Source organism: Herbidospora sp. RD11066 (assembly GCF_054661255.1).
Genome location: NZ_BAAGDO010000011.1, coordinates 163,048 through 184,645 on the forward strand (window position 1 = coordinate 163,048; position 21,598 = coordinate 184,645).

Consider the following 21,598-nt stretch of genomic DNA (forward strand, 5'->3'; position numbering starts at 1 on the left):
CCCTGTCACAGGACCAGCGGCGGCCCCGCCACAACACCTTCACGACCAGCAGAAAGGCCGCACCCTCTATGAGCACCAACGCCCTCGCGGGTCACGCCGAGCCGCACCCGCTCGCGGGCTCCACGATCTACCTCAAGAGCGGCTCCAAGTTCGTTGTCGAGGACTGGTGGGATCGCCTCGCTGAGCCGTGGCAGGCCAGCGGTGCGCCCGTCGCGGTCGCCTACAAGGTGCGCGCCGAGGCCGCCGGGCTGCCGCTCGACAACGAGGTCATCTACGGCAAGATCGGCAACGGCCTGCTGATCCACGAGACCGAGATCGACTGGAAGCGCGGCGTGGTCGACGAGGCCGGCGAACAGTGATGGCCACGGCCTCCCTGCTCCTCATCGGCCTGCTGTCCGGCGTCCGCCTGAGCAGCCCCGTTCACGCGGCGCTGTTCCTGCTGTCGCTGCTGACCGGCTTCCTCGGTGTGCTCTTCCTGCTCGCCTTCGGTCAGCCGTCATGACGCGGGCAGCCACCCGCCAGGCGCCAGGCCGAGACCAGGGCAAGGCCCCGGACAAGCCTCCCGCGCGCAAGCTCAACAGCCGGGACCTGGCCGTCATGGGCGACGCGGTGGACCGCCTGGTGCGGCAACGCCTTCGCGACTCCACCGCGCCCCAGCCGGGAACGATGGGTCTGCGACTGCTCGTAGGTCGCCCACCCGCCGGGGCAGACCACATTCTCCTCATCGCCTTCAACCTCGATGACATCGGCGCCGACCCGCTCGACATCCAGCACGTCATCAACTGGGCCTCCGTCGTCCTGGCCAACGCCGGATGGTGGGCCACCCCCCACCCCGGCAAGCGCGCCCTGATCGTGCGGCCGCGGATGTACGGCACCCCGGCCGAGCTCGTCGACGCCGTGCGCGCCCGTCTGGACGCCCTCGGCGCCGACTGGCCCGACCTGCCCCGCCTGGCCCGGATCCGCCGGGACGAAGCCCTCATGCTGCGCAACCACCGAATCGCCCGCGGTGTGCGCGGCCGACTGGAGATCTGGTTACGCAGCACCGCCTCCGCCCCCCACTGAGACCTTGAAGGAAGGCGCCCGATTCCCATGACCGCACGACGCCGGACCCGCACCGTCCGGCCTCACGTCCCGGCAGGTGGCCTATGGCCCTGACCGGGACGTTCGTGTTGGCGTTCCAACACGACACCATCGGTGCCGTCGTCCAGGCCGCCCGCGAGCTCAGCGCAGCCGCGATCGGCCTCCTGGTCCGCTACCTCGCCTGCCCGCCCGCTCCCGGCAGTAGCCGGGGGAACGTGGCGGCCAACTATCAGGTGAGCATCGGCGGGCTACGCGCCGGCAACACCGAACTGGCGGAGGCCGGTCACCTCGTGCAGCACCGCCGGGCGGTGGGCCGCAGTTGGCAGCACCTCATCCTCGTGACCGACCAGCCGGGAGACCTGCCGGCCGAGCACGAGGCCTGGGCGTTGCTGGACGCCGCCCTCGCGGCCGAGAGCGCCGCTGATCCCACCTACGACCCCGGCGACATCTCACCGAATCCCGCACATGTTGCGACCTGCGACGATGCGGTGGAACACCAGGTCACAACATGCGTCGAAAAAGCGCACATAAAACCAGTTAACTACTTCCCCTCGGATCCCACAGACCACAAGCCGGTCGCGGTCCGCACCGTCGCAGACCTCAAGGCCCTGGCCACCCTCCCGCCACTACCTGCTCCCGAGGAACAGAGTCAGTTCTGGCTCACCCCCGGCCAGGTGCTCAGCCTCATGAGCCACTACCCGCCCCGTTACGGCGAGCTCGCGCTCACCGTCCTGGCCCGGGCCGAGGCGCCGTGGTACCTCGCGCCGAGCGTGATGGCGCTGATGATCCAGGGCTACAGCACGGCCCACCTGGCCCGGGCCCTGGCCGGTGTGCACGAGGCCGAGCACCCGGCGGCCGTCGCCCGGTGGCGGCTCGACCAGATGCTGCTGCAGCCCGAGCCCGACCACGTGCCCTGGGCCGCGCCGTCCACGGTCATCCGGGACGGCCCGCCCCCCGATCCCAAGCGCGCCGGCCTCGGCGCGGCTGAGGCCCGGGCCCACCTTCGAGCGAATGGAGTCGTTGTATGAGCAACCAGGAAGACGCTGCCCGGCGGGGCATGGGCCCCGACCTTCCACTCATAGGCATGAAGCTGGCCGTCACGCTGAACCTGGCGCTGAACCCCTGGCGGGATCTCCGCCACACCCCGGCCGCCGGGCAGGGAGTGGTCGAGCGGATCGGCCTGGTGCCCGGCCGGACAGCCAAGGGCCGACCGACCGTCGCGATGATCGTGCGTCTCGCGGACGGATCCCACGCCGTGGCCGAATGCACGTGGGCCCTGCTGGAGAGCGCCGTCCGCGCGATGGCGGCCAGCCCGGTCGCTGAGCTCGACCGCCTGGAGAACCCATGATCCACAAGCCTCGCTGGCTGCCGGTCGACCAGATCGGCGACGTCACGGTCGAGCGGTGCGGCAAGACCCGCATCAACCCCTCGGGCGCGAAGGTCGACCCGGCCGCCGTCGCCCGGAAGGGTATCGCCGAGGCGCTGCTCCTGGCGTGGCCCAACCTGACCCGGGATCCGGTCCTCGGCGAGGCCTACGTCGACGCGCTGGCCGACATCGCGGTGCGCGCGGTCCGAACGGAGCTCGGCTTATGACCGCCGGCCTCGGGCTGCTGCCTCTGGACCTACCGCCCCTGGAGCTCATCGAGGAGGAGGAACGCCGACCTCGTCGCGGTCGGCGGCCACTCGTCGACCGGCCCCGCTGCAAGCGGTGCCGTCACCCGGTGCGGACCGACCTGTCGCTGCACTACCGGCTCGGGCCCTCGTGCGCGAAGCGGCTCGGTGTGACGCGCAGTCGTCAGGCCCTGTGTCTCGGCCGGGCCGGCAGGGTGCGCTCGCCCGGGCACATCGAGGGCCAGGAGGTGCTGTTCGTCCCGGCTCAGATCGTTCGAACATGATTCGAACGCTATTCCGACTGAAGATTCGCCGCGCCCGGTGGATCATGAAGATGCGGCGTAAACACCGACGTCAGCGCCGTCGTAGCTGCACTCACCCCCGACATGACCCGCCCGAGCAGATCGGCCCCATCCGATTCGAACAGTGTTCGAATTGCGGTGAGCCCCGCATCCGGACCTGACCCGACCTGGGAGGCCCCCGTGCTGCCCACCCGCCACGACCTGACCCCCTGCCCCAACGTCGGCTGCGAGGAGCGGATCCTCTGGACGCGCACCGAGTACGGCGAGCGCCTGGCCGTCGACGCGCGCCCGCATCCCGACGGCAACCAGGCGTGCATGAAGAACGGGCTGGGCATCTGGGTCTCCCGCTCGCTCACCAGCCCCGGCGCTCTGCGCCCGGCGCAGATCGAGCACGTCTACAAACCGCACTTCATCAAGGGCGGGTGCGCCGCGCTGGCCGATGTCCAGCCCGAGATACCCGGCCTGGCCCTCGTCGGCGCTGCCCGCCCGCGCCGTCGACGCGCCCGACGCTGAACAGGAACCGCCCATGACACCCGAAGAGATCCGCGACATCGAGATGCACCTCAAGCACGGCACCGCCGAGGTCCCCCTCGAGGAGGTCCTCCGCATGATCACCGAATACCACCGGCTGTGGGAGTGCCACCAGGACCTCTCCCGCGACCGCGACCAGCTCCGCCAGGCCGCCGAGTGGATCCACACCATCTCCGGCGGCGGCGGCCCGCTGCCGCTGGAGTGGGGCACACCGTGGCGACTGCGGGCCGAGCGAGCCGAGAGCGTTATCACCGGCGCCCGCGAGAACACCCGGCGGCTCACCGCCCGCCTTGTCGCGAACGCCGCCTACCTCGACAAGCCGTTCACCGACGCCCCCGACCAGAGCCCCTGGATCGGGATCCACGACGACCTGGCCCGCCTTCGGAGGTCGCTGGGCCTCAGCGCCAAGACCAGCGCCCCGGCCGACGCCCTGGTCGGCGAGGAGCGACAGGGTGGGTAAGCCCCGCAAGAACAGCGCCGACGAGGCCGAGGAACTGCGCGCCGTCATCCGCGAGGGGCACGAGCTCCTCCAGGATCTGCGAGCAACCCACAAGGATCTTCGAACGCTCCACACCGAGGTCATAGGCATGATCGACGGCATCCCCGCGAAAGTTGATGCCCGGATCGAGACCGCCGTCGTCGACGGCTTAGAGATCCTCGGCCGAGAGATGAAAGCCGCCATGGAGCAGAACGTCGCCGGGGTCGGCAAGCAGTTCGAAAGGCTGGAATCCATCCTCATGGGCACGGACAAGGACTCTCAGAGAGAGGGGAAGCCTTCCCTCGAGCAGCTCCTCAGGGAGCGCCGCGCCCTCGCACTGCAACGAGACCGGATCGTGAGCCCGTGAGCCGGCCCTTTCCCCCGCCCCGGGCCGCCGGTCGGCCGTGCGGCTGGGACACAGGATGCGGGCAGGCCTCGACCGGCTGGCGCTGGGTGCGCGGCAACCCCACCTGGACACCGGTATGCATCGCCCACCGCGGTCCGCCCGCCGCGCTGCGCACCGGCGACTACGTGCCCGACATCGCCGCCGTCCCCCGCACCGACAGGAACCCCGCATGACGACGACGGCCGCCGACCTTGACGCCCTTGTGGGACGCGAGGTCGTGCTCACCCAGCCCGACGGCACGACCGCCACCGGCATCCTTCAGGCCGCCGCCGGCGGCTGGTACATACCCGTCGCGGAGATCCGGTTCGGCCCGCAGACCGGGACCATGCTGCGATTCACCGAGGCCGATGGCTTCACCGTTCAGCCCATGGACCCCGTCCCTCGAAGTGACAGGAATCCCAGTTGATCATCCACTTTTTGCCGGATCTGACATCCGAGCAGGCGGCCGCCCTCCACCACGCGGTCAGGACCGACGATTGGAGCGACCCCGTCATCGAGGGCATCCCGTTCCCTTGCCCGATGGCGTGCGGCGCGATGACCAGCGACGCGGCGGGAGGGCCGTGCCGGAACTGCTGGAACGCCCTGTGACCTCGTTTGAGACTCCCCCAACCGACAGGAGCCGCATGATGTACCGAGCGTTGAGTGGCTGACCAGACCGACATCGGCGCCCTGGTCGCCGAACTGCAAGACCTGCTCCAGGAGGTCCAGGCCCTCCTACCCGAGCAGGTTGGGGACGTCTCCCGGGGCACGACCTCTCACCACAAGGTGAGCGGGTCACCCGCCCCATGGCACCCCGAGGCCGGGATGGTCCTCATGGTCATCCATGAGGAAGCCCGCCGCCTGGAAGCCGCGCTCCGCATGGAGGTCGCCGGCCACCCCGGTCGACGCCGTGGCGGTAGCGACGCCAACACCGCCGCAGCGTTGACCGCGATCGCCCAGCTGGTGCACGGCGTACCGCGTGAGGCCGCCGTGCAGGCCCGGCGGATCATCGAGCGCTGGATACGCGCCGCCCGGCAGATCCGGGACATCGGCCTGGAGGAGCCGTGGGTCCCCATCCCGGTTCCGCAGGGCGCCGTACCTCCGTCGTGTCCGTACTGCCAGACTTTCAGCCTGCGAATGAGGGGCACCGAGCGGCGGATCCGGTGCATCAACCCCCGCTGCTGGGACCTCGAAGATCGCCACCCGGAGGGCAGACTGGTGAAGAGCGGCCTGAACGGCGACTCCACGATCCAGTGGCGCGACGGGCGGGTGACCTACCGGAGGGACTGGGCCTGATGGGCGACATGGTGGGGTGGACCGTAGACGACGCCGTCGCCATGCTCCACCCCACCATGACCCTGCCCGAGGTTCGTGCCCTCGTCTTGCTGTTCCGGCTAGATGCGGTCGGCCATCGCCGCGGCGGACGCGGCCGACCCGCCCCCGAGTATGACGTCGGCCAGTTCCTTCAAGCGCACGCTGCCATCGTCATGACGCGCGGCCGGCAGCTTGTAGGCCTCGCGCCACCGAGCACCGAATAGGCGCATGGCCTCGCCCGTCCGCCGGATCGCCTCCTCATCCCGGCTCCCCGGGATGATCACAGCGAGGCCGACATCCATCCGGCCGCCGTGGTTACGGCAGGTGAACAGCACCGTCTCCGTCCAGCGACGCCAGCCCCGCGTGTCGCAGGAACCCGGCGGCGGCGGGACCCTCCCCGGCACGATCGCGGCCGGTCTCACATCGACCGCCCAGATGTCCGCGTTGCATTCACGCGGGTCACATCCGAGCGCGTTTCCCTCCATGGTCACCATGGAGCACCACCCCCTGTCTCGTCGAAGGCCCCGAGTTGGACCTCGACGAGCGCACCATGCCATACGAAATCGCTAACGTCGCGTTCTGCTCTGACCTGCGATTACACGGATGAGAGGTGCGTTACTTCCGTCTCCACGAGATCATCAAATCGGCTGCGTACGCAGAGATGTTCACCAACATCTCGTTCAGCTCGTCCATCGATTCGGAGCAGTTCTCGCGCGTGAGGCCGATCGCCTCGTTCGCGAGCTTGCGGAGATCATCGGCTTGATCGAGCAGCTTCCCCGCATTGGGCTCGTCGTGGACTGCGACCGCTGACAGATGAACGTGGATGGCAGTTACCAGCTCGTTCGCCGCACGTTGCCGATGGCGCCTACCCGCCCGCTCGTCGTCCTCCTCGAAGGAGTCTGCGAATTTGCCGAGCGTGTTGGAGGCGGCCTCGATGAACAGCCGTACAGCCGCCCGAGCTTCGACCTCGCGCTGCTGCTGACGCTCGTTGAGGAAGGTGACCCTGATGGTCACGACCGCCACCCAGGCGGCCATGATGCCGCCCAGGAAGCTTGCCGCTACACCTTGGATGAAGACAGGAAGCCAGCCGCCCGGGACGCCCTGGGCGCCGGGGGAGGCGAGTAAATACGTCAGCATGCCGGGAACGTACAGCCTCGCGAAGAGGGGTCGTGTTTGGCCTGGTTGACGGCCACTCGATTTAGCTGGCTTAATTCGTCCTACCACCCTTGTGCCCACGGCCCGGCCAGCGCGCCGGGTTTTCGCGTTTCCCCGCCTCTTCGCGAGGCTCCCATGTTCGTCGCGGGCGGGCTCTTGAGGGTGCGGCCTGCCCGCGATTCCACCTCCGGGGTTATCCACAGAACGCTGCTCGGTCGTTCGGGAGGCTGGCCGGGCCCGGCACCATCGGCGCATGACTCTCGACCTCGCGTTCGCTCACCTCGACGACGCCCGCGCCGCACTCAACGCCACGGACGCCGACCCGCGAGCCGCGCGCCTGGCCGCCCGCATTGAGCTCCGCGCCGCAGACCAGGCGCTGGCCGACCTGATGGCCGCGTAGACGTGCCGCTCCTCTGTGTCCCCTCCGGCCACATCAGGTGGTCGTGTCAGGTCGTAGGCGGTAGCGAGCACAACGCGCCCATCATGCCGGACCCGGACTCCTCCAGTACCAGTTGCCCGTCAACCCTGATCCGGCAGATCATCACGGCTTCCGCTCCGTCGTTCAGGACCGACAGCGTCAACTCCGGCACCGGGCCGTTGATCGCCACCGTCGTGCTGAACGGCAGCTCAACGCGGTCTTGCCTCTGGTGAATGAACGCCGATGCGGACGTACCCGCCGCACTGTAGATCACGGTCCCCAGCTTGGACGCCCCGTCCCGGGACTCGGCCTCGAACGTCACGACGTGACCGTCGACCGGTGTCGCAGAAGGCGCCGCCGGTGCGGTGCCGGCCGACCGGTAGAGCTCGCGCGGCTGAGCCTCGGGTTCGCCGCATCCGGTGAGCAGCATGGCCACCGTCAGCAGCCGAAGGCATCGGATCATGGTCGCGCTCCCGGGGTAGGCATGGGACGACGCAGTTAGACGAGCGTCACCTGTGCGCGGATTACCTCTCTACCGGCCAGGGTTTCTTGACGGGGCGCAGCGAAAGCCGGGGCCCTCTCGTACGGGGGGCGCCTCACTGCTGGGGCCAGACTTAAGGGGGGCAGGGTGGCGTGCCGGCAGACGGGCCGCACGATCACGACCCTGACCCCAGAACGTGAAGCGCACCGCGCCCACAGCGTGCCCCGAAAGCCAGGCGCCCCATGCAAACGGGGGCCGCCCGCACGCAGCGAGCAGCGCCACACGAGGTGACCCGATGCCCCGACGCGAATGCCTCGACTGCGAGACCCTCCACTCCGGTTCAGGCCCACGCTGCGAAACATGTCGACTCAAACGGCAGCGCGTACGCGACGCGGAGCGCGGGACCACCACCGAACGTGGACTCGGGTGGGAGCACCAGAAAGCCCGCGCTCTGCTCCTGGCCGACCAGCCCGCATGCCACTGGTGTGGTGCGTGGCCAGCCACGCACGCAGACCACGTCCAGCAGCGTGCTTTAGGTGGTCGAAGCGTTCTCGAGAACTACGTGCCCTCGTGTGCGTCGTGCAACGAGGCACGTCAGCCACCCCGATCCACATAACCCCAGGCCAGGGGGGTGGGACGTTTACGCAGGTCAGAGGCTTGCCCCCTGACCCGTCCCCAAGGTGCCTTTTCTTCTGTACGGGTCTGGTTATCCCGCGTGATCGCCAGACCGTGTATTTCGGAGGTGATCGCGATGGCCGGGACGGGCCCGCCTTCCAACCCGAACCGCCGGCGCCGCAACGCCGGCCCGGCCACGACCAAGCTCCCTGCGAGCCGCGACGGCGACATTCCGCCGTGGCCGCTCCCCAAGGGCAGGAGCGCGCCGAGGAACAGGCGCGAGGCGGAGGTCTGGGCCGAGCTGTGGCGCACCCCCCAGTCGGCCGTGTGGGAGCGCCTCGCGTGGACGCGCACGGTCGCCCGCTATGTCCGCTACCTGGTCCAGGCCGAGGCGGGCGATGTCCGCATCGCCGCCGAGGTCCGCCAGTTGGAAGACCGCCTCGGGTTGAACCCGCTGGCACTGCTGCGCCTGCATTGGGTGGTCGAGGACGAACCCGCCGGCGAGGTCAGGGAGTTCCCGAAGGCGGTCGGCGACCGTCGTCTCCGCGCGGTGGATCCGGAGGAGTAGCCAGTGCCTTGGCGTGGACCCCAGGAGAGGGGTGAGTTCCCGACCTTGGGCTATATCGTCGGCGACTGGATCGAAGCGAACCTGATCATCCCCGATGGGGAGCGGATGGGTCAGCCGTACCTCCTGACCGACGAGATGTGGCACTTCCTGCTGCGCTTCTACCGGCTGCACCCGTACGCCACCCAGGACATGGGTTCGGAGGCGTTCGTCCACTACGGCGGGCAGCTGGTGCGGCCGCAGAAGTGGGGCAAGGACCCGTTCGCGGCGACGCTCATCTGCGCGCACGCCGTCGGGGAGGACCTGTTCGCCGGCTGGGACGCCTACGGGGAGCCGGTCGCCCGGCCGCACCCCTCGCCGTGGGTGCAGTGCGTGGCGGTCGCGGAGGACCAGACCGTCAACACGTTCGCGCCGATCGTGTTCATGCTGGCGAACGGCCCGCTCGCCGACCTGCAGGGCCTGGATATCGGGGAGACCCGCATCAAGCTCCCCGGTATTGGCTGGATCGAACCGGCGACGTCGTCGGGGCGGGCCCGGTTGGGCGCCCGGCTGACCGAGGCGGTGTTCACCGAGTCGGGGCTGATGACGTCCAACACTGGTGGCGTGGTGCTGGCCCGGAACATGAAGCGGAACCTAGCCGGCATGGGCGGGCGCTGGCTGGAGATCACCAACGCCTGGGCGCAAAATGAGAATTCGGTGGCCCAGCGCACGTACAAGGCGGCGGCGCCGGGTGTGCACATCGACTATCGGCGGCCGCGGGTCCGGGTGGACCTGGACGACGATGCGGCCGTGCTGGACGAGATCCGGTACGTGTACGGCGACTCGATCCGCTCCCGCGGCGGGTGGGTGCGCGAGCAGCGCATCCTGGCCGACATCCGCGACGAGTCCACCGGGGAGAACGAGTCCCGCAGGTTCTTCCTCAACGACGACGAGGCGGGCGGCGCGGAGGACGCGATCAACGCGGCCAGGTGGACGGCGCTGGCCAGGCCGCCCGGCCTGCCCCCGAAGGCACGGATCGCGCTCGGATTCGACGGCAGCCGCACGCGGGACTCCACCGCGCTGATCGCCTGTGACGAGCACAGTCGACTCCACGTGATCCGCGTCTGGGAGCGACCGAAGAACGCGCCGGAGGACTGGCGGGTGCCCCTGCACGAGGTCGACCAGGCCGTGAATGACGCCTTCGAGGCCTACCTGGTCGCCTACCTGTACGCGGACCCGTACGGATGGCAGGACTACCTGACGAAGTGGTCAGCGAAGTGGCCCGGCCGGATCGTGGAGTTTCCGACCACCAGCGAGATCCGGATGGACCGGGCGATCGACCGCTTCCTCACCTCCTACCGGGACGGCGACCTCACTCACGACGGTGACGAGGTCCTGACGAGGCACGCCGGGAACGCGGTGCTGGCGAAGGGCAAACGGAAGCCGCCCGACCCCGACGACGACGGCGTGCCGAAGTACTACCTGCGCGTGGTGAAACGAGCCAAGGGACACCGTATCGACGCGTTCGTGGCCGCGATTCTCGCCAAGCGGGCGCTCAGCAAGGCAATCGAAGAAGACGCATGGGCTGGCCTGGCGCCGCCGGTCGAGCCGTTCGCGGTGTGGGTGTAGGAGTAGGAGGGGCTGTGGCGTTGAGCATCCCGCTGGAGGAGATCGAGGAGCGGGCCCGGACGGCGGACCCGCGCAAGGCGCTGCTGACGGCCTTGCTGCTCGTCCCGTTCGCGCTCGGCTGGACTGTGCGGCGGGCGTGGATGGCGCTGGTCTACCTGTGGTCCGCGATCGTGGCCGGCTGGCAGGAGGCGGCCCGGCCGCGCGCTGCCGAGGACGGCGCCGAGAACTGATGGGGCTGGTGGAGAGGGTCGCGGAGACTCACCGCGGCCGGGCGCAGCCTGCCCGCACGTCCACGGCGAAGTCGTGGTCCGGGTCGGACTTCTGGGACCTGGACCGGCTGCGCTTCCCGTTCCTCGGCTCGTCATCGCTGGCTTCTGACCGCGAGCAGATCGAAAACGACTTCGAGGGCTACGTCACGGGGATCGCCAAGCGAAACGGCCCGATCTTCGCCCTGATGATGGTCCGGATGCTGGTGTTCTCGGAGGCGCGCTTCCAGTTTCGCCAGATCACCAACGGCCGTCCCGGCGACCTATTCGGGACGGCGGCGCTGAGATCGCTGGAGAATCCGTGGCCGGGCGGCACCACGGGGGACCTGCTCGCCCGCATGATCCAGGACGCGGATTTGGCAGGCAACGCCTTCGTGGCGCGCATCGCCGCCCGGCTGCGGAGACTGCGCCCGGACTGGGTGACCATCGTGTCCGCCTCCAAGCTGGAGCCCGAACTACACGGCGCAGCGCTGGACGCCGAGGTGATCGGCTATTTCTACTCGCCGCCCGGTGCTCGTTCGGACACGTTGCTGCTGCCGTCCCAGGTGGCGCACTTCGCGCCGATCCCGGACCCGGAAGCCAACTGGCGCGGCATGAGCTGGCTGACGCCGGTCCTGCGGGAGATCTCGGCCGACATCGCGGCGACCAAGCACAAGCTGAAGTTCTTCGAGAACTCGGCCTCCCCGCGCATCGCAGTGACTCTGGACGCCTCGGTCACGCCCGAGCTGTTCCAGAGGTTCATGGCCGCGATGAACGCGGCCCATCAGGGCGTCGACAACGCCTGGAAGACGCTGTACCTCGGCGGCGGCGCGAGCGTGCAGCCGATCACCATGTCGATGAAAGACCTGGACTACAAGGCCGTGCAGGCTCTGGGCGAGAGCCGCCTGGCCGCCGCCGCCGGTGTCCCGGCCACGATCGTCGGCTTCTCCGAGGGCATGCAGGGCTCGTCCCTCAACGCGGGGAACTACGGGCAGGCCAGACGCCGCTTCGCCGATGGCACGCTCAGGCCGTTGTGGAGAAACGCGGCCGGGTCGCTGGCGTCGATCATCGAGGTCCCGTCCGGCGCCGAGCTGTGGATCGACGACCGCGACATCGCGTTCCTGCGCGAAGACCGTAAGGACGCCGCCGACATCTTCCGGGTCGAGGCGAGCACCGTGTCCAGTCTCGTCCGTGAGGGCTTCACCGCCGAGTCGGCCAAGGCCGCCACCGCCGCCCAGGACGTCAACCTCCTCGTGCACACCGGCCTCGTGTCGGTCCAGCTACAGCCACCCGGCACGTCGACCCCCGATCCGGCAGAGGAGTCGTGATGTTCACCAAGGCCTTCCGCGCCGAGATCAAGGACGCGGACAAGGGCGAGGTCACCGCCATCTTCAGCACGTTCAACGTCATGGACTCCGACCGTGACGTGACCCTGCCCGGCGCGTTCGAGGACGGCGCGGAGATGCCCATCTCCGCGTACGGCCACACCTCATGGTCCGGGGCGCTCCCGCCGGGCAAGGGCAAGATCCGGTCCACGAAGACCGAGGCGATCCTGGAAGCTCAGTTCTTCCTGGACACCCAGCACGGCGCCGACACCTTCAAGACGGTGCAGCGCCTCGGCGAGCTGGGCCAGTGGTCCTACGGCTATGACCCGGTGAAGTACTCCTACGGGGAGCACGAGGGCCAGCGCGTCCGCTTCCTGGAAGGGCTGAAGGTCCACGAGGTCGCTCCCGTGCTGCTCGGTGCGGGCGTGGGGACCCGGACCCTGGGCGCCAAGGGCGCCCCCATGAGTTTCACCGACGAGGCGCGGGCGGTCGTGGCCGCCGCGCGCTCCCTCGGTGACCGAGCCGCGGACGTCTTGGCGAAGCGGCTGGAGAAGGGCAAGGGGCTGGGCGCTGAGAGCGCCGGACTGCTGGTCGAGGTCGAGGCGGAGCTCAAGCGCCTGACCGGCCTGCTGGTCACCCCCGAGCCGGAAGCCGACGGCGACCTGCAGCGCGAATGGCTGCGCATGGTCGCCCGCAACGTCGCCAAGGAGACGGCATGACGATGACCTTCCCGGCGCTCACCGAAGCGCAGGGCAAGCTGGACCTGGCCCGTAAGAGCCTTCACGAGGTGTTCGAGCAGGCGGGGCCTGAGCTGGACATGAGCAAGGTCACCGTGATCGACGGTGACAGCAAGGCCAAGGCCGAGTGGATCCGGACGAAGAACGACGAGATCGACGACCTGGCCGTGACGGTCGAGGGGCTCGTCGACGTCGCCAAGGCGGCGCAGCGCTCCCGCGAGCACGCCGCCAAGGGCGAGCAGCGCGGCGAGCGCGGCGACGAGCGCAAGGGCGAGCGCGGCGCCAAGTCGCTCGGTGAGATGTTCATCGAGTCCGACGCCTTCACCAAGCGGCAGGGTCAGAACGGGCCCGAGGCGCACCTGGACATCGAGCTGAAGGCGCTGTTCGACACCCTGGCCTGGACGCCGGAGACCACGCGCGGCCCGCGCATCGTGGAGGCCGTCACTCGGCCGATCCAGCTCATCGACCTGATCCCGCAGACCACGACCGCCCAGGTCGCGGTCACCTACATGGAAGAGACCGTCTTCCTGAACAACGCGGCCGAGGTCGCCGAGGGCGGGCCCTATCCCGAGTCGTCTCTGAGCCTGGAAGAGCGGCAGTCCCCGGTCCGGAAGGTGGGCACGTGGCTGCCGGTGACCGACGAGACGTTCGAGGACCAGGGGCGGGCGCTCGGCTACCTCAACAACCGCCTGCCGTTCATGGTCCGTCAGCGGCTCGACGGGCAGGTCCTCAACGGCAGCGGCACCGGCACGAACCTGCGCGGTCTGCTGAACATCGTCGGGATCCAGACCCAGGCCAAGGGCGGCGACCCGACCCCGGACGCGGTCTACAAGGCGCTGACCAAGGTCAAGGTCAACGGCCTGGCCAACCCGGACGCGACGGTGTGGAACCCGCTGGACTGGCAGGAAGTCCGCCTGCTGCGCACCACGGACGGCATCTACATCTGGGGCTCGCCCAGCGAGGCCGGCCTGGCGCGCATCTGGGGCCTGCCGGCGATCGAGGCGTTCAGCATGCCCGAGGGCACCTCGGCGGTCGGCGACTTCGGGAACTTCTCCGAGCTCTCGACCAAGCGCGGCATCGACGTGCAGATCAGCAACGCGCACTCGGACTTCTTCGTCAACGGCAAGCAGGCCGTCCGCGTCGACGTGCGCGTGGCCGTCATCTACTACCGGCCGGCCGCCTTTGCGACCGTGACCGGCCTCTAAAGGGGGACAGGTCATGGTCTACATGGGAGGCTTCCCGGTCACCGAACTCAAGGCGGTCCGGGCCCGCTACGACTTCGCCGTCGACGGCGGCGCGGTCGGCGACATCGACCTCACCAAGTCTGCGGTCATCCCCGCTGGCGCGGTCATCCTCGGCGGCTTCATCGAGGTCGACGTCGCGCTCAACTCCGGCGGCTCGGCGACCGTCGCCCTGAAGGTCGAGGGCGCCGGCGACATCCTCGCCGCCGCGGCGTTCGGTGGTGCCCCGTGGTCGACGACTGGCCGGAAGTCGGTCATCCCCGTCTTCACGGGCGCGACCACGGTCAAGACGACCGTCGCCCGCAAGATCCAAGCGACCGTCGCGACCGCCGCCCTGACGGCCGGTCAGTTCGACGTGGTCCTCATCTACGTTCCGATGCCCGACTAGGAGTCCTGACGATGAAGGCTGAGCAGCGGCTGTGGCGCACCGGCGACGGCGGCCTGGTCCTCGACGGCGACCCGGCCGGCGAGTCCCTCGCGTACACCCCTGGCGACGACATCGCCCCGCGCGACGAGTCCCTGGTCCCCGGTCAGGATCCCGCTGGGGACCCCGCCGAAGAGAAGTCCGGCAAGACCGACGACGGCCAGGTGAAGGCGGCGGCCAAGCAGCAGGCCCGCCGCCCGGCCAACAAGGCGGCCCAGCCCGAGGACGACAAGTAGATCAATTCCGGAGGGGGCCGCTCGGTGCGGGCGGCTCCTCCCGTCATGCCTGGAGGAGGCATCCGATGCCGCTGAACACACTCGGCAAGAACGAAGCACTCGATGGCCTTGGCGCCGAGATTACGCACGTCGGCATCGGCAACATGACCGACCCCGGGACCGGCGCGAACTACGCCGGGACGGAGGCGGCAGGCGGGTCCTACGCCCGGGTGGCGCCGGGCTGGGCGTCGGCGGCGTCCGAGCAGAAGTCGAACTCGGGCCAGCTGACCTTCGAGGTCCCTGCGGGCGACTGGGGCTTCTTTCTGTACTTCAACGCGAGCTCGGGCAACTCCAACAACTTCGTGGGGTACGCGCCCATCAACGGGACCACCAAAGGTTTCGGCACGGTCGACAGCGCGGGCGCGACCGCGGACGCGATCCAGTCGGCCGCCCACGGTCTGGCCGACGGCAACCGCGTCCAGGTCTTCAACGTGTTGGGCGAGTCGCTGCCGGCGGGCCTCACCGAGGGGACCGTGTACTACGTCGTCTCCAGTGCGACAGACACCTTCGAGCTGTCCACCACGCTCGGCGGCAGCTCGGTGAACCTGACCGGTCAGGGTGAGTTGTACTGGCACAAGATCATTCCGGAGAGTTTCGGATCCCCGGGGCAACTCGTCGTGGCGGCCAACCAGCTCGTGCTCGACGCGCGGGTGATCTGACGTGCGCCTGCGCAGCATCGCGGCCAACGTCGCCTGCACGTCCTGAAGAGGAGGGCTGACCATGGCTGACTGGCCGCTCTATGACGGGCAGGGCGCCGAGACGGTCGGCGTCACTTCGGCGTCCTCGATCGGCGTGGCCGTCACGTCGGCGGGGACGATCAACACCAAGGGATCATGGACTGAGATCATCGCGGCGACGTCCAGCGACGCGACCGGGATGATCGTCAACATCGGCCGCGGCCATACACAGACGGCCGATTTCCTGGTCGACATCGGCATCGGTGGATCCGGGAGCGAGACGGTCCTGATCCCGAATTTGAAGGCCGACAACGGGACCAGCTTGCTCGGGCCCGGCCAGATCATCATCCCTATCGGTGTCCCGGCCGGTTCCCGCCTTTCGGCGCGTTGTCAGGCGACGGCGGCCTCCGCCGTGTCCCGCATTCAGGTGCTGCTGCAGCGCGGCTCATGGCTGGGGCAACCTCCGCTGTCACGAGTGACGGACTACGGGACGGTCACGGGCGATAGCGGCGCGACCAGCATCGATCCGACAACGACGGCCAACACGAAGGGCTTGTGGGCCCAGATCGCCGCATCCACCGCCAACCCGATGCGGGCCATGCTCGTGGCGATCGGCAACGTGGCGAACTCCAACAGGTCCGCTGGCGATTGGCTGGTCGACATCGGCATCGGTGGTAGCGGCTCGGAAGTGGTCATCATCGCCGACTGGCACATCGAGGCGTCAACCAGCGACGACGTGATCTATCCCCGCTACCTCGGACCGATCGGAGTGAACATCCCGGCCGGGACTCGTCTCGCCGCCCGCGCACAATCCACCACCATGGCGGACTCTGCCGACCGCCTCTTTGACCTGGCGATATACGGCATCGATTAAGGAGAAGCGTCATGTATGCCGATGTTCACGAGATCCACGATGGGAACGCCTGGTCTGTCGTTGAAGAGATCCAGGGCATAGGACTGGTGGACGCCGCGAGGACGGGTAAGCACACGACCCTGGTCCGCAACACCGGAGCGGTCACGGTCTACCTCGGTGGCAGCGACGTCACCGCCGCGACCGGCTATCCCCTGGAGCCGGGTGAGCAGATCCAATTCACGCTGTCCCGCCAGTTCGTGTGGGCGATCGCAGGCACGGGGGACACCGGCGAGGTGCGCGTGCTGATGCACTGGGAGTAGCCGATGTCCATCACGGTGATCGGCTCCGGCAGCCAGTCCGCGACGATCTCGACCGAGCACGATCTCGCGACCGACACCGCCAGCCACACCTACGTCCTGGTCGTGGACACCGGCGCCCTGGCGGACGGAGACGTCGTCGTTCTCCGCCTATATACCAAGGTGCTCTCGGGCGGTACGGAGCGGCTGGCCTACAGAGCCGCCTACGCCCACACCCAGGGCGACCCCCAGAAGTACAGCGTCCCCGTTCCGGCGAACATTCATCTGCGGGCTAGCCTCCAGCAGACGGCGGGAACCGGGAGATCCTTCCCCTGGTCCCTGCTGGCCCTGGACTGACATGGGGACCAGGTACCTCGCCGAGTATCTCGTGCACAGCGGCGGTGGCAGCCCTGGTGTCGACGCCGTCGGGGCCACCAGCGTCGGACTGGCATCCACCGGCGCGACGAAGAAGGTCGCCTACGTCTCGGCCACCTGCTCGGTCGGCGTCATGGGTGCCTCGACCGCTGCCCGGCGGGCCACGTCCGCCGCCACGACGACGGTGGCCCTGGCGTCCACAGCAGTAGGCGCCAAGGTCACGTCGGCTGCGGCGTCCGGCGCGCTGGCCCTGGCCGCCAGCTCGACCGCCACCAAGCGAGTGCCTGCTGAGGGAAGCGGTGTGCTCGGGTTGGCGACGGCCTCCACGGCAGTGAAGCGCACGCCCGCCGCTGCGGCGGCACTGGCAGCGCTGACGAGCTCGTCGACCGCAGGCAAAACCACCTCGGCCGCCGGGACGACTGCTCTGGTTGTGGTCTCCTACCGCAGCGGCGTCGTCACCCGTTTCGCGGCGGCCATGTGCGGCCTCGGCCTGGCCACTACAGGCCACGCCGCCAAGATCGCAGCCACGAGCGCCCAGGCCGACCTTGCGCTGGCTGCCTCGGCGGCGGCTGTGAAACGCGTGCCGGTCGCGGCCGGCAGCTCGGTCGCGATCCGCAGCAACGTCGTGGCGACCAAGCGGGTGGCGTCCGCCGCCGCCACGGTGTTCGGGCTGACCGCTCAGACGCTCGCGGCCAAGCACGCTGCGGCCTCAGGCGGCGCCCTGCTCGGGCTGGCCGCCCTCTCCACCGCGAGTAAGGCCTCCATGGTCCGCGAGGCGGTGGGCGTGGCGGTCCTCGGGCTGGCCTCCTCCGGGTTCGCGGCGAAGCGCCTCCAGGCGTCCGGGTGGGCCGTGCTCGCAGTGGCCACCGCCGCGACCGGGGCCAGGCGCACCAGCGCTGCGGGAGTGACCACGTTCGGCGTTATCGCGTACGCGTCCACCGGAGCGCCACCCACCTCACGGGGCCGCATGGACTTGGGCTCGCGCGGCGGCACCACGATGCGCGCGCCGGTGCGCCAGGCCGCCAGCATGTCCGCACGCACGAGGGGAGAGGGATGAGCATCGATCTCGGAGACGTGGTCCCGCTCAGTGTGGTCATCCGCGACGCTGCGGGCCAACTCGCTGACGCGAGCCAGGTCCACCTGACCATCACCCTGCCGGACGGAACAGCCGCTGCGGTCGGCCCGGTCGCGCCCACCTCGACCGGGGTGTACGACCACGACTACGCCACGGTGCAGGCGGGCCACCACGTCGTCCGCTGGGTGGCCACCGGCGCCAACGCGAGCGCCTACACCGACGCCTTCGACGTCCAGCCTGCTGACGGCTCCCCATGGATTTCCCTCGCGGACCTCAAGAACCATCTGAAGCAGTCGGGCATCGCCACCAGTGACGACGAGAAGCTCCGAGGCAACATCGCCAGCGCCTGCCGGGTGATCACCGATCGGATGGGCGAGGTCTCCCCGATCACAGCCGTACTCGAGGTGGAACGGCGTGGCAAGACGATCATCCTGCCGGTGCGCCCCGTCATCGCCATCACGAGCGTTGAACAACTCCCCGGACTGGCCGTCATCCCTCAGGCCGACCGAGCCGCAGGCATCTCCGGCTGGTCCCTGGAATCGGTCGAGGGCGTGCTCGTGCACACGGGCGGCCGGTTCGGCTCGGCCCGGGTGACCTGGCGGGCCGGGCGGAACCCGATCCCGCCCAACTTCCGGCTGGCCGCGCTGGAGCTCGCCGGTCATCTGTGGCGGACGAGCCAGCTCAACGGCGGCGGCGGGCGCCCGCCCGTCTCCAACGACGAGGTGATCGTGCCCGGCGTCAGCTTCGCCCTGCCGTACTCCGTGCGGCAGCTGCTCGGCCTCGACAAGAGGCCTCAAGACGAAATCCTGGTGGGGTGACATGAGCTGGGGTGTGGCCAGCAGCATCTCAACGGTCCCGGCCTGCCTGGACGCGCTCGTGGCCGCCGCCAGGCGCGCTCACCCCGACGCGGACGCGGTGGATGTGGTCGACGGGCAGCCGGTGAAAGGCACGCTGGACGACGTCATCTGCATCGGCTTCACCAGCGAGCCAGGCGAAGCGGCCGTGCAGTCCGCGCTCAGCCGCACCCAGATGGCCACCACGCCCGACCAGGAGGCGTACGACGTCACCTGTCTCGCCTCTTCCTGGGCCGGAGAGCAGGTGGATCCGGTCATCGTCCGCGATCGCGCCTACGCGCTCGTGAACGGCTTGGCTACCTACCTGGCCCAGGACCCGACCCTCGGTGACGTGGTCGCGCGTGCGCGCATCTCCACGGAGGCGTTCGCCCAGGAGCAGACCACCAGGGGTGCCGTCGCGACTGTGCAGTTCGTCGTCCACGTCGACGCGTTCAGGAGGTAGTGGTGGCTGGCGGCGGCGGCGAGGAGCTGCGCAGGCTGATCGGCGAGCTGGGGAAGATCCCGAAGGAGTTGCGGGCCGCGCTTCGTCCAGTGTTGCGCAAGGTCGTCGACCCGATCTTCGTGCAGGCCAAGGCGAATGCGGCCTGGTCGAGCCGGATTCCCGGGGCGATGCGCATCACCACCACCTTCTCGGGCCGGCGACCTGGCATCGCCATCACGGTGAGCAAGAAGAAAGCCCCGAACGCCCGCCCGCTGGAGAACCTCGGCATGCAGGGCATGATCCGGCGCCCGGTGTTCGGCCATCGGGACCGCTGGGTGCAGCAGCGAGCACGGCCATTTCTGTTCCCCGCGGTCACCGCGAAAGCAAACGTCGCGATGGCGGAAGAAGTCGGCCGCGTGGTCGACCAGGTCGCCCGCGAAAACGGGTTCCGATGAGAAAGGACGGTCATGAGCCTTGACCTAAAGTTCTTCGCCCAACTTCGGGGGACGCTGACCAACGCCTCCGACCTGACGACGGCAGGCGCCCCCGTCGACCTCGCCCAGCAGCTCAATTTCGTGGACGGCGCCGGCGCCGGCGCCGCGAACCGGATCTTCCTCGACACCCGGACCGTCACCGCGTCCGGCACCGACTCGCTCGACCTGGCCGGGGCGCTCACGGATCCGTTCGGGGCGGCGCTCACCTTCGCCCGGATCAAGGGCCTGTTCGTCGTCGCCCGGGCCACCAACGTGACCGACATCAGGATCACCAGGCCCGCGAGCAACGCCGTTCCTCTCTTCTCGGCCGCCGGCTACATCCCGGTCAAGCCCGGCGGATTCTTCGGCTGGTTCGACCCGAGCGCGGCCGGAGTCGCGGTGACGGCCGCTACCGCCGACCTCCTCGACATGGTCAACTCCGGTGCGACCGACGCTATCTACAACATCGCCATCATCGGCGCGGCGTCCTAGGAGGGCCTGCTCATGCCGCTCATGCGTCACCCGCAGCTACCCGACGACCAGACCATCGACGCCCAAGGCCCGCAGGTCCCGCACTACCAGCGGTCCGGCTGGGAGGTCGTCGACGACGACTCGCCCGACGGCGGCGCCCCGCCGACCGAGCAGGGCGATCCGCCACCCACAACCGAGAAGAACCCCTCAGAAGCCCTGGCCGCCGCCGGGGCTTCTGCGTTGCCGGGCACCGACAAGCCGCCGCGTGGCCAGCGGGGCAGTAAGGGAGAGGACGCGTAATGGTTGCTACGCCGATCGCGCAGGAAACCAGGTATTTCAACCCGGAAACGACCAAGATCTACTGGGTCGCGAGCATCGCCAACAAGTTCTCGCCGACGCGAGGCGAGCTCAACGCGGGTATCGACATCACCAAGCCGATCGCCGACGTCAACGGGTGGATGGTCTCTAGCGAGATGATCGACACCCCGGACATGGGGTCGCGGTTCGTCGGCAAGATCCCCGGCAGGATCTCGGCCGACAACTCGTCGATCACGTTCTACGGCGACCGGGACGGCCAGGACGCCCGCACAGCGATGCCCCGAGACGCCACCGGCTACATGGTGTGGCTGGACGGCGGGGACGTGCCCGGGCGGAAGATGGACGTGTACCCCTGCACGGTCAGCTCGCACGGCAAGCAGCGGTCGACGGGCAACGACCCGGCGCGGATCGTCATCGCGTACGCCATCACCAGCGAGCCCGCAGAGAACATCCTGATCCCGGCATGAGCCTGCGCAAGCGGCTCCGCGCCCGCCCGCGTCCCCACCTGGTCTACGAACTGCCCACCGGGGACGTCGGCAGCGCGACACGCGCCCTGGCTGAGGCGGAAGAGGCGTACGACCTCGTCGCCCTGGGCGCGGACGACGGCGAGGACGCCGCCGCCAGGACGGAGGCGAAGGAGACCGCCTGGCGGGCGGTCGAGCAGGCCAAAGCTGATCTCGCGGCCTGCTACGAGCGGATCGAGATCACCGCGATGCTGCCGGACGACTATGAGGCGCTGATCGCGAAGCATCCGCCCCGGCCGGATACCGACGACAAGACGTGGAACGGCGCGACCTTCCCGCAGGCCGCCTTCCTGGCGTGCGTGGAGGGCGGTGACCTTGACCCAGCGGGCGAGGCGGAGTGGCTGGCCATCCTCCGCGAAAACGTGTCCCTCGCCGAACGTGAGGACCTGTACGTCATGGCCCGCATCGTCAACACGAGGCTGGTCAACCCCGCCGTCCCAAAAGGCTCGACGCCGACCCGCAACTCCTGAT

General features: G+C 69.3%; 39 protein-coding genes. 36 read left to right on the top strand and 3 right to left on the bottom strand.

Translation table 11 applies throughout. The annotated features are described in order from the left end of the window. Positions 1-68: 68 nt before the first annotated feature. From ACYQ78_RS33520 to ACYQ78_RS33585, 14 genes are all read left to right on the top strand, one after another. Positions 69-359: a hypothetical protein gene (locus ACYQ78_RS33520; RefSeq protein ID WP_459804969.1), complete on the top strand. Its 291-nt coding sequence runs from the start codon at positions 69-71 to the stop codon at positions 357-359. Further along, complete coding sequence (locus ACYQ78_RS33525) at positions 359-502, top strand: hypothetical protein (protein WP_459804970.1); 144 nt, start codon at positions 359-361, stop codon at positions 500-502. Before ACYQ78_RS33520 ends, ACYQ78_RS33525 begins: the two co-directional genes overlap by 1 nt. Then, entirely contained in the window at positions 499-1,062 is a 564-nt protein-coding gene (locus ACYQ78_RS33530) for a hypothetical protein (protein WP_459804971.1), read from the top strand. The genes ACYQ78_RS33525 and ACYQ78_RS33530 overlap by 4 nt, the downstream gene beginning before the upstream one ends. 83 nt (positions 1,063-1,145) lie before the next feature. Next, a complete protein-coding gene (locus ACYQ78_RS33535; RefSeq protein ID WP_459804972.1) occupies positions 1,146-2,108 on the top strand; it encodes a hypothetical protein in 963 nt (320 codons plus the stop codon). Further along, positions 2,105-2,428, top strand: a complete 324-nt coding sequence (locus ACYQ78_RS33540; RefSeq protein ID WP_459804973.1) for a hypothetical protein — start codon at positions 2,105-2,107, stop codon at positions 2,426-2,428. The genes ACYQ78_RS33535 and ACYQ78_RS33540 overlap by 4 nt, the downstream gene beginning before the upstream one ends. Further along, positions 2,425-2,673 carry a hypothetical protein gene (locus ACYQ78_RS33545; protein ID WP_459804974.1) on the top strand — a complete coding sequence of 83 codons (249 nt, stop codon included), beginning with the start codon at positions 2,425-2,427 and terminating at the stop codon, positions 2,671-2,673. Before ACYQ78_RS33540 ends, ACYQ78_RS33545 begins: the two co-directional genes overlap by 4 nt. Continuing rightward, complete coding sequence (locus ACYQ78_RS33550; protein ID WP_459804975.1) at positions 2,670-2,975, top strand: hypothetical protein; 306 nt, start codon at positions 2,670-2,672, stop codon at positions 2,973-2,975. The genes ACYQ78_RS33545 and ACYQ78_RS33550 overlap by 4 nt, the downstream gene beginning before the upstream one ends. A gap of 156 nt (positions 2,976-3,131) precedes the next feature. Beyond that, positions 3,132-3,506, top strand: a complete 375-nt coding sequence (locus ACYQ78_RS33555) for a hypothetical protein (protein ID WP_459804976.1) — start codon at positions 3,132-3,134, stop codon at positions 3,504-3,506. A gap of 13 nt (positions 3,507-3,519) precedes the next feature. Beyond that, complete coding sequence (locus tag ACYQ78_RS33560) at positions 3,520-3,984, top strand: hypothetical protein (protein WP_459804977.1); 465 nt, start codon at positions 3,520-3,522, stop codon at positions 3,982-3,984. Next, complete coding sequence (locus ACYQ78_RS33565) at positions 3,977-4,369, top strand: hypothetical protein (protein WP_459804978.1); 393 nt, start codon at positions 3,977-3,979, stop codon at positions 4,367-4,369. The genes ACYQ78_RS33560 and ACYQ78_RS33565 overlap by 8 nt, the downstream gene beginning before the upstream one ends. Continuing rightward, positions 4,366-4,581, top strand: a complete 216-nt coding sequence (locus tag ACYQ78_RS33570) for a hypothetical protein (RefSeq protein WP_459804979.1) — start codon at positions 4,366-4,368, stop codon at positions 4,579-4,581. Before ACYQ78_RS33565 ends, ACYQ78_RS33570 begins: the two co-directional genes overlap by 4 nt. After that, a complete protein-coding gene (locus tag ACYQ78_RS33575; protein ID WP_459804980.1) occupies positions 4,578-4,814 on the top strand; it encodes a hypothetical protein in 237 nt (78 codons plus the stop codon). Before ACYQ78_RS33570 ends, ACYQ78_RS33575 begins: the two co-directional genes overlap by 4 nt. Before the next feature lie 11 nt (positions 4,815-4,825). Next, positions 4,826-4,996, top strand: coding sequence for a hypothetical protein (locus ACYQ78_RS33580; RefSeq protein ID WP_459804981.1), 171 nt, complete (start codon positions 4,826-4,828; stop codon positions 4,994-4,996). A 54-nt stretch (positions 4,997-5,050) separates the two neighbouring features. Further along, entirely contained in the window at positions 5,051-5,683 is a 633-nt protein-coding gene (locus ACYQ78_RS33585) for a hypothetical protein (RefSeq protein WP_459804982.1), read from the top strand. A gap of 98 nt (positions 5,684-5,781) precedes the next feature. Here ACYQ78_RS33585 and ACYQ78_RS33590 read toward each other — a convergent pair whose 3' ends face one another. Next, entirely contained in the window at positions 5,782-6,195 is a 414-nt protein-coding gene (locus tag ACYQ78_RS33590) for a hypothetical protein (RefSeq protein ID WP_459804983.1), read from the bottom strand. A gap of 121 nt (positions 6,196-6,316) precedes the next feature. After that, positions 6,317-6,838 (bottom strand): hypothetical protein, encoded by a 522-nt coding sequence (locus ACYQ78_RS33595; protein WP_459804984.1) that lies wholly within the window; start codon positions 6,836-6,838, stop codon positions 6,317-6,319. Positions 6,839-7,109: 271 nt separating this feature from the next. Between ACYQ78_RS33595 and ACYQ78_RS33600 the strand changes: the two genes are divergently transcribed. Further along, positions 7,110-7,256: a hypothetical protein gene (locus ACYQ78_RS33600; RefSeq protein WP_459804985.1), complete on the top strand. Its 147-nt coding sequence runs from the start codon at positions 7,110-7,112 to the stop codon at positions 7,254-7,256. 46 nt (positions 7,257-7,302) lie between these two features. Here ACYQ78_RS33600 and ACYQ78_RS33605 read toward each other — a convergent pair whose 3' ends face one another. Next, entirely contained in the window at positions 7,303-7,737 is a 435-nt protein-coding gene (locus ACYQ78_RS33605; protein WP_459804986.1) for a hypothetical protein, read from the bottom strand. A gap of 313 nt (positions 7,738-8,050) precedes the next feature. On the opposite strand from ACYQ78_RS33605, the gene ACYQ78_RS33610 reads away from it, so the two are divergent. The 21 genes from ACYQ78_RS33610 (at position 8,051) to ACYQ78_RS33710 (ending at position 21,597) form a co-directional block, all read left to right on the top strand. Next, entirely contained in the window at positions 8,051-8,371 is a 321-nt protein-coding gene (locus ACYQ78_RS33610; RefSeq protein WP_459804987.1) for an HNH endonuclease, read from the top strand. A 99-nt stretch (positions 8,372-8,470) separates the two neighbouring features. Continuing rightward, positions 8,471-8,938 (top strand): phage terminase small subunit, encoded by a 468-nt coding sequence (locus ACYQ78_RS33615; RefSeq protein ID WP_459804988.1) that lies wholly within the window; start codon positions 8,471-8,473, stop codon positions 8,936-8,938. 3 nt (positions 8,939-8,941) lie between these two features. Further along, the gene (locus tag ACYQ78_RS33620) at positions 8,942-10,543 is read left to right on the top strand and encodes a hypothetical protein (RefSeq protein WP_459804989.1); all 1,602 of its coding nucleotides are present in this window, start codon (positions 8,942-8,944) and stop codon (positions 10,541-10,543) included. A 14-nt stretch (positions 10,544-10,557) separates the two neighbouring features. After that, positions 10,558-10,773 carry a hypothetical protein gene (locus tag ACYQ78_RS33625; protein WP_459804990.1) on the top strand — a complete coding sequence of 72 codons (216 nt, stop codon included), beginning with the start codon at positions 10,558-10,560 and terminating at the stop codon, positions 10,771-10,773. Further along, a complete protein-coding gene (locus ACYQ78_RS33630) occupies positions 10,773-12,116 on the top strand; it encodes a phage portal protein (protein WP_459804991.1) in 1,344 nt (447 codons plus the stop codon). The genes ACYQ78_RS33625 and ACYQ78_RS33630 overlap by 1 nt, the downstream gene beginning before the upstream one ends. Then, positions 12,116-12,832 carry an HK97 family phage prohead protease gene (locus ACYQ78_RS33635; RefSeq protein WP_459804992.1) on the top strand — a complete coding sequence of 239 codons (717 nt, stop codon included), beginning with the start codon at positions 12,116-12,118 and terminating at the stop codon, positions 12,830-12,832. Before ACYQ78_RS33630 ends, ACYQ78_RS33635 begins: the two co-directional genes overlap by 1 nt. Then, positions 12,829-14,055: a phage major capsid protein gene (locus tag ACYQ78_RS33640; protein WP_459804993.1), complete on the top strand. Its 1,227-nt coding sequence runs from the start codon at positions 12,829-12,831 to the stop codon at positions 14,053-14,055. Before ACYQ78_RS33635 ends, ACYQ78_RS33640 begins: the two co-directional genes overlap by 4 nt. Before the next feature lie 13 nt (positions 14,056-14,068). After that, positions 14,069-14,479, top strand: coding sequence for a hypothetical protein (locus tag ACYQ78_RS33645; RefSeq protein WP_459804994.1), 411 nt, complete (start codon positions 14,069-14,071; stop codon positions 14,477-14,479). A gap of 11 nt (positions 14,480-14,490) precedes the next feature. Beyond that, positions 14,491-14,751, top strand: coding sequence for a hypothetical protein (locus ACYQ78_RS33650; protein WP_459804995.1), 261 nt, complete (start codon positions 14,491-14,493; stop codon positions 14,749-14,751). A 65-nt stretch (positions 14,752-14,816) separates the two neighbouring features. Continuing rightward, positions 14,817-15,449, top strand: coding sequence for a hypothetical protein (locus tag ACYQ78_RS33655; protein ID WP_459804996.1), 633 nt, complete (start codon positions 14,817-14,819; stop codon positions 15,447-15,449). 61 nt (positions 15,450-15,510) lie between these two features. Continuing rightward, positions 15,511-16,341, top strand: coding sequence for a hypothetical protein (locus ACYQ78_RS33660; protein ID WP_459804997.1), 831 nt, complete (start codon positions 15,511-15,513; stop codon positions 16,339-16,341). Between the two features lie 11 nt (positions 16,342-16,352). Next, a complete protein-coding gene (locus tag ACYQ78_RS33665; protein ID WP_459804998.1) occupies positions 16,353-16,640 on the top strand; it encodes a hypothetical protein in 288 nt (95 codons plus the stop codon). A gap of 3 nt (positions 16,641-16,643) precedes the next feature. Continuing rightward, positions 16,644-16,973 (top strand): hypothetical protein, encoded by a 330-nt coding sequence (locus tag ACYQ78_RS33670; RefSeq protein WP_459804999.1) that lies wholly within the window; start codon positions 16,644-16,646, stop codon positions 16,971-16,973. Position 16,974: 1 nt separating this feature from the next. After that, complete coding sequence (locus tag ACYQ78_RS33675) at positions 16,975-18,048, top strand: hypothetical protein (protein WP_459805000.1); 1,074 nt, start codon at positions 16,975-16,977, stop codon at positions 18,046-18,048. Beyond that, entirely contained in the window at positions 18,045-18,884 is an 840-nt protein-coding gene (locus ACYQ78_RS33680; protein ID WP_459805001.1) for a hypothetical protein, read from the top strand. Before ACYQ78_RS33675 ends, ACYQ78_RS33680 begins: the two co-directional genes overlap by 4 nt. 1 nt (position 18,885) lies before the next feature. After that, complete coding sequence (locus ACYQ78_RS33685) at positions 18,886-19,362, top strand: hypothetical protein (protein WP_459805002.1); 477 nt, start codon at positions 18,886-18,888, stop codon at positions 19,360-19,362. A 2-nt stretch (positions 19,363-19,364) separates the two neighbouring features. Next, positions 19,365-19,796, top strand: coding sequence for an HK97 gp10 family phage protein (locus ACYQ78_RS33690; protein ID WP_459805003.1), 432 nt, complete (start codon positions 19,365-19,367; stop codon positions 19,794-19,796). Between the two features lie 12 nt (positions 19,797-19,808). Beyond that, the gene (locus tag ACYQ78_RS33695; RefSeq protein ID WP_459805004.1) at positions 19,809-20,306 is read left to right on the top strand and encodes a hypothetical protein; all 498 of its coding nucleotides are present in this window, start codon (positions 19,809-19,811) and stop codon (positions 20,304-20,306) included. A 12-nt stretch (positions 20,307-20,318) separates the two neighbouring features. Beyond that, positions 20,319-20,585 (top strand): hypothetical protein, encoded by a 267-nt coding sequence (locus ACYQ78_RS33700; RefSeq protein ID WP_459805005.1) that lies wholly within the window; start codon positions 20,319-20,321, stop codon positions 20,583-20,585. Continuing rightward, entirely contained in the window at positions 20,585-21,070 is a 486-nt protein-coding gene (locus ACYQ78_RS33705) for a phage tail tube protein (RefSeq protein ID WP_459805006.1), read from the top strand. Before ACYQ78_RS33700 ends, ACYQ78_RS33705 begins: the two co-directional genes overlap by 1 nt. Beyond that, positions 21,067-21,597 carry a hypothetical protein gene (locus ACYQ78_RS33710; protein ID WP_459805007.1) on the top strand — a complete coding sequence of 177 codons (531 nt, stop codon included), beginning with the start codon at positions 21,067-21,069 and terminating at the stop codon, positions 21,595-21,597. The genes ACYQ78_RS33705 and ACYQ78_RS33710 overlap by 4 nt, the downstream gene beginning before the upstream one ends. The last annotated feature ends 1 nt before the right edge of the window (position 21,598 follow it).

Bases quoted from the DNA above. Each gene is read 5' to 3' on its own strand.
- ACYQ78_RS33520 (WP_459804969.1), top strand. From the start codon at position 69: ATGAGCACCAACGCCCTCGCGGGTCACGCCGAGCCGCACCCGCTCGCG.
- ACYQ78_RS33525 (WP_459804970.1), top strand. From the start codon at position 359: ATGGCCACGGCCTCCCTGCTCCTCATCGGCCTGCTGTCCGGCGTCCGC.
- ACYQ78_RS33530 (WP_459804971.1), top strand. From the start codon at position 499: ATGACGCGGGCAGCCACCCGCCAGGCGCCAGGCCGAGACCAGGGCAAG.
- ACYQ78_RS33535 (WP_459804972.1), top strand. From the start codon at position 1,146: ATGGCCCTGACCGGGACGTTCGTGTTGGCGTTCCAACACGACACCATC.
- ACYQ78_RS33540 (WP_459804973.1), top strand. From the start codon at position 2,105: ATGAGCAACCAGGAAGACGCTGCCCGGCGGGGCATGGGCCCCGACCTT.
- ACYQ78_RS33545 (WP_459804974.1), top strand. From the start codon at position 2,425: ATGATCCACAAGCCTCGCTGGCTGCCGGTCGACCAGATCGGCGACGTC.
- ACYQ78_RS33550 (WP_459804975.1), top strand. From the start codon at position 2,670: ATGACCGCCGGCCTCGGGCTGCTGCCTCTGGACCTACCGCCCCTGGAG.
- ACYQ78_RS33560 (WP_459804977.1), top strand. From the start codon at position 3,520: ATGACACCCGAAGAGATCCGCGACATCGAGATGCACCTCAAGCACGGC.
- ACYQ78_RS33575 (WP_459804980.1), top strand. From the start codon at position 4,578: ATGACGACGACGGCCGCCGACCTTGACGCCCTTGTGGGACGCGAGGTC.
- ACYQ78_RS33590 (WP_459804983.1), bottom strand. From the start codon at position 6,195: ATGGTGACCATGGAGGGAAACGCGCTCGGATGTGACCCGCGTGAATGC.
- ACYQ78_RS33595 (WP_459804984.1), bottom strand. From the start codon at position 6,838: ATGCTGACGTATTTACTCGCCTCCCCCGGCGCCCAGGGCGTCCCGGGC.
- ACYQ78_RS33600 (WP_459804985.1), top strand. From the start codon at position 7,110: ATGACTCTCGACCTCGCGTTCGCTCACCTCGACGACGCCCGCGCCGCA.
- ACYQ78_RS33605 (WP_459804986.1), bottom strand. From the start codon at position 7,737: ATGATCCGATGCCTTCGGCTGCTGACGGTGGCCATGCTGCTCACCGGA.
- ACYQ78_RS33610 (WP_459804987.1), top strand. From the start codon at position 8,051: ATGCCCCGACGCGAATGCCTCGACTGCGAGACCCTCCACTCCGGTTCA.
- ACYQ78_RS33630 (WP_459804991.1), top strand. From the start codon at position 10,773: ATGGGGCTGGTGGAGAGGGTCGCGGAGACTCACCGCGGCCGGGCGCAG.
- ACYQ78_RS33635 (WP_459804992.1), top strand. From the start codon at position 12,116: ATGTTCACCAAGGCCTTCCGCGCCGAGATCAAGGACGCGGACAAGGGC.
- ACYQ78_RS33640 (WP_459804993.1), top strand. From the start codon at position 12,829: ATGACGATGACCTTCCCGGCGCTCACCGAAGCGCAGGGCAAGCTGGAC.
- ACYQ78_RS33645 (WP_459804994.1), top strand. From the start codon at position 14,069: ATGGTCTACATGGGAGGCTTCCCGGTCACCGAACTCAAGGCGGTCCGG.
- ACYQ78_RS33650 (WP_459804995.1), top strand. From the start codon at position 14,491: ATGAAGGCTGAGCAGCGGCTGTGGCGCACCGGCGACGGCGGCCTGGTC.
- ACYQ78_RS33655 (WP_459804996.1), top strand. From the start codon at position 14,817: ATGCCGCTGAACACACTCGGCAAGAACGAAGCACTCGATGGCCTTGGC.
- ACYQ78_RS33660 (WP_459804997.1), top strand. From the start codon at position 15,511: ATGGCTGACTGGCCGCTCTATGACGGGCAGGGCGCCGAGACGGTCGGC.
- ACYQ78_RS33665 (WP_459804998.1), top strand. From the start codon at position 16,353: ATGTATGCCGATGTTCACGAGATCCACGATGGGAACGCCTGGTCTGTC.
- ACYQ78_RS33670 (WP_459804999.1), top strand. From the start codon at position 16,644: ATGTCCATCACGGTGATCGGCTCCGGCAGCCAGTCCGCGACGATCTCG.
- ACYQ78_RS33675 (WP_459805000.1), top strand. From the start codon at position 16,975: ATGGGGACCAGGTACCTCGCCGAGTATCTCGTGCACAGCGGCGGTGGC.
- ACYQ78_RS33680 (WP_459805001.1), top strand. From the start codon at position 18,045: ATGAGCATCGATCTCGGAGACGTGGTCCCGCTCAGTGTGGTCATCCGC.
- ACYQ78_RS33685 (WP_459805002.1), top strand. From the start codon at position 18,886: ATGAGCTGGGGTGTGGCCAGCAGCATCTCAACGGTCCCGGCCTGCCTG.
- ACYQ78_RS33695 (WP_459805004.1), top strand. From the start codon at position 19,809: ATGAGCCTTGACCTAAAGTTCTTCGCCCAACTTCGGGGGACGCTGACC.
- ACYQ78_RS33700 (WP_459805005.1), top strand. From the start codon at position 20,319: ATGCCGCTCATGCGTCACCCGCAGCTACCCGACGACCAGACCATCGAC.
- ACYQ78_RS33705 (WP_459805006.1), top strand. From the start codon at position 20,585: ATGGTTGCTACGCCGATCGCGCAGGAAACCAGGTATTTCAACCCGGAA.
- ACYQ78_RS33710 (WP_459805007.1), top strand. From the start codon at position 21,067: ATGAGCCTGCGCAAGCGGCTCCGCGCCCGCCCGCGTCCCCACCTGGTC.